This is a genomic window from Streptomyces prasinopilosus (genome assembly GCF_001419695.1).
Lineage (GTDB): Bacteria > Actinomycetota > Actinomycetes > Streptomycetales > Streptomycetaceae > Streptomyces > Streptomyces prasinopilosus.
The window spans coordinates 1-4,054 of record NZ_LIRG01000994.1 but is presented as its reverse complement, the minus strand read 5'-3'; the positions used below and the strand labels follow the sequence as shown (position 1 = coordinate 4,054).

General features: G+C 72.4%; 3 protein-coding genes. All 3 read left to right on the top strand.

Features of this window, described 5'->3' with window-relative positions; translation table 11 throughout:
- A partial coding sequence (locus AOK18_RS29460; protein ID WP_240503362.1) for an ABC transporter substrate-binding protein occupies window positions 1–2,517 on the top strand: 2,517 nt, incomplete at its 5' end.
- A gap of 28 nt (window positions 2,518–2,545) precedes the next feature.
- A complete protein-coding gene (locus tag AOK18_RS29455; RefSeq protein ID WP_055696286.1) occupies window positions 2,546–3,160 on the top strand; it encodes an HD domain-containing protein in 615 nt (204 codons plus the stop codon).
- A gap of 377 nt (window positions 3,161–3,537) precedes the next feature.
- On the top strand, window positions 3,538–4,054 hold a 517-nt coding region (locus AOK18_RS29450; protein ID WP_107100379.1), incomplete at its 3' end, for a lytic polysaccharide monooxygenase auxiliary activity family 9 protein.

Here is a 4,054-nt window from a genome sequence, read left to right as displayed (position 1 = left end):
GAGGCCACCGACGACCCGGAGATGCACGAGCACTGGCCGACCGCTCCCGCCGGCACTCCGGAGGGGAACACCCAGCGGGAGCAGGCCCAGACCCAGTTGCTGCGCATCCTGGCGCGGCAGCGCTGGCGCCCCCGCAGACCCCCGCGCCGGCAGATCCTGCTCACCGACGTGCAGCAGTTCCTCCCCATGGGCGTCCTGGGTGCCTTCACCGCGCTGCTCACCCGCCCCGAGTGGTACATCGCCGTCCTGGCGGGCATCGGCCTGATGGTCCTGCTCGCCGTCCTGAACCACGTCCCCGGCCGCGCCCCGCTCTTCCTGTGGCTGCGCGGGGAGAGCCGGTGGTTCCTGACCACGACGTTCCTCCAGTCCGCCGCCCGCCACCAGTCGACCAGCGTGCGGCTGCTGCGGCCCGTGGACTCCTGGAAGGCCATCGCGGCCCGCGCCTACGACGTGGCCGAGGCCATGCGGGAGGGCGGCCCGTTCCCCCTCCAGCTGTACGTGCTGGCGCTCCTCGAGGACCTGCGGAGCAACCACCGGCGCCGCAGCTGGGACCTGCGGGGGTTCAAGCGGACGCGTCCGCCGGTGCTGTTCCTGCGCCGGACGGGGCGGGAGAACGGCGGCATCGAGCTGATCAGGGCGGTCAGCGACGTCCGCAGCCGGCGCAGTGAGCTCGACCCGCTGCTGATCGTGGCGGGTGTGGCGGCGAACGACGCGCCGCTGCTCGACCGCGGTGCGGACGGAAGCCCGCAGGCCTCCCCGCCGCCGTCCCGCTACCAGCCCTCGCGGCTCCAGCAGCGGCTGCGCAACTGGTACGACGAATGGGCCGGCAACCTCCGGGCCGACCAGTCGCCGAGCAGGACGAACGCCCTGCCCTGGGCGCTCAGGATCCCGCTGCCCCGCGAGGAGCTGGTGCGGCTGCGGGACAGCGAGCGGCGCTGCGTCAGGGCCGGGCACCGGCTGCCCCTGGTCCGCGTGGTGTGGTCGGCGTACAGCCTCGCCCTCGCCCTGGTCCTCGTCTGCACCGCGGGCGGCGCCCACTCCTACGAACTGCACCGGACGTACTGCTCGGCGGGCCTGCTGACCGCCAACCGCGACACCGAACGGCATTCCGCGCCCGGCACCGGGACGGAGTGCGTCGGGATAGCCACCGGGGACGTCCGGTTCGGCGCGTACCTCGGGGACACGGGCGACGAGGAGGCCGACCGGCAGGGAGAACGGCTGCGCGCCCTGGAGAACCGGATCCACGACGAGAACGCCAGGGTGCTGCGCAACCACTCCGGCGCCTACGTCACGGTGGTGTACGCGGGACCGCTGAGCTCCTCCAAGGTGAACCCCTCACCGGTCAAGGGCGTCGAGGAACTGACCGGCGTGTACCTCGCCCAGCGCGTCGTCAACGAGAACCACACGGTGAAGATGCGGGTGCTGCTCGCCAACGGCGGCGCGGACATGGGACACCAGGACGAGGCGGCCGAGGCGATCGCCGCGTACGCCGAGCGCGACCCGACCTTCGTCGGCGTCGTCGGCTTCGGCCGTGACCTGCAGAGCAGCCCCGACGTCACGGACCGGCTCCACACCGCGGAGGTGCCCATCGTCTCCGGCACCAACTCGGCGAGCTACCTGCCGAAGGAGTTCTCCAACTGGTTCAGTCTCGCGGTCCCCGACGAGCACCAGGCGGAGGCGCTCGGTCACGTCGCCCGGCAGCTGCGCGCCCCCGGCAGAGCCACGCACGCCCTGGTGCTGGCCCGCGACCTCAAGGGGTCGCAGGACCGCTACACCAGCGAACAGGCCCTCTACGGCGAGGAGATGTTGAGGCGCGAGGGCTTCCGGATGCTGTCCACACAGGAGTACCGGGTGGTGAACGGCGACCCCGAGCTGCGGCTGCACGCGGAGCGCGTGTGCCAGGGGGAGAACGTCCCCTCGGTGATCTACTTCGCCGGACGGGTCGAGGACGTCGGACCGCTGATGACCCAGTTGAGCACCCAGCCGGGCTGCGCGAACGAGGAGATCTCGATCCTCACGGGCGACGACCTGAGCAAGGCCAGGTTCTCCGGTACGGGCGGCAGCGACGGCGTGGCCCCGCGGATCACGCTGTACCACGCGGCCCTGGCCGAGCTGGAGGACGCCGCGCCCGCCACCGCCTTCTACGAGGACGCCGCCCGCCACCTCACCTGGATCGAGCAGGACCGGCTCCCCCACACCAGCCCCGACTTCGCCAGCGGCCAGACGGCCCTCTCCCACGACGCCACGCGCGCGCTGTACTGGGCGGCCAGCCGCGAGGACGTGCCCCAGAGCCGCGCGGCGACCTGGGTCAACCTCAGGAGCGTCAGGCTCGACCGGATGGCGACCGGGACGATCGACTTCACCAACGCGCCCCTGTACGCCGAACGGCACGGCCACAGCATCCTCATCAAGCGGGTCCGCAGGACCCCGGCCGGCGTCTCGGAGGCGGAGGTCCTGTGCAGCAGGACGGCCGGCGACACCACACCGCTCGACGCGAAGGAGTGCTCGATCACATGAACGGACCCGCCCCGTCCAGGATGCCGGGATGAGGATTCCGGGGCCCGAGGAGATCCGCGCGCTGCACGAGAAGCACGCGCCCACCGCCGAGGCGTTCGCGCTCGTCCACACCCACTGCGAGATCGTCTGGGGCATCGCCGAACGGCTGCTCTCCGCGCCGCGCCTCGCCCACCTCGACGCCGGCCTGGTCCGCGCCGGCTGCCTCCTCCACGACATCGGCGTCTACCGCCTCTACGGGGACGACGGCCGGCTGGACCACGGGAACTACGTCCGGCACGGACTGCTCGGCCAGGAGCTCCTCGAGGAGGAGGGCTTCCCCGAGGTGCTGTGCCGGTTCTGCTCCCACCACACCGGAGTCGGGATCACCCGGCACGACGTCGTGCGCCAGGGCCTCCCCCTGCCTCCCGCCGACTACACGGCGGCGACGCGGGAGGAGCGGCTGGTGATGTACGCGGACAAGTTCCACAGCAAGTCCCGGCCGGCGTCGTTCCTCTCCCCCGACGAGTACGCCGCCCACGTCCGCCGCTTCGGCGAGGAGAAGGTGACCGTCTTCCGGGCCCTGCGCACCGAGTTCGGCGACCCCGGCCTCACCGGACCGGTGCCGGGCGGGGGCGTGGGCAAAGGCGTGGGCGTCCGCCCGTGACCGTCGCCGTCCGTCACGGCACCCGCGGCGTACGAGTGCCCCGGCGGGGGACGCGCCGCCGCGGCGGGCGTACGCCGTCCGCCCGGATACCGCCCGCACCGTGCGCGGACGCCGCCCGGACCCGCCGTCACGGGAGCGGCCGCGCTTCACACGCTTGACACGGTCACGCTCACCGCTTGTATGGTCTAGTCCAACAGAACTCGCCGCTCTGCTTAGGGAGTTGATCTGCCGCGGGACCGACCGGTGTCCCGCCAGGACGGTGAGTGCGCGTCAACTTCGCGCCTTCTGGCCCCACCCAGAGAGGCCGTCCCGTCGCGCGGGTCCCCCACACACGACCACGCGCCGTTCCGGGACGACCTGAAGTGAAGGAGTTCCCCATGCGTATCCGCAAGAAGACGGCCGCCCTGATCGGCGCGGCCCTCGCCCCCGCGATCGCCCTCAGCCTCCCCGCCTCCTCCGCGAGCGCGCACGGCTACATCTCCGACCCGCCCAGCCGCCAGGCCCAGTGCGCCGCGGGCACGGTGTCCTGCGGCGACATCACCTACGAGCCGCAGAGCGTCGAGGGCCCCAAGGGCCTGACCAGCTGCAGCGGCGGCAACGGCCGCTTCGCCGAGCTGGACGACGACAGCAGGGGATGGGCCGTCACCCCGGTCCAGAAGAACACGACGTTCTCCTGGAAGCTCACCGCGCGGCACGCGACGACCACCTGGGAGTACTACGCCGGCGGTCAGCGGATCGCGCGGTTCGACGACGGCGGCGCCCAGCCGGGCGCGGTGGTGAACCACCAGGTCGACTTCGGCGGCCTCACCGGCCGGCAGAAGGTGCTCGCCGTCTGGAACGTGGCCGACACCACCAACGCGTTCTACGCCTGCGTCGACGTCGACGCAGGCGTAG

Coding starts and splice junctions, on each gene's coding strand:
- AOK18_RS29455 (WP_055696286.1), top strand. CDS start 2,546: ATGAGGATTCCGGGGCCCGAGGAGATCCGCGCGCTGCACGAGAAGCAC.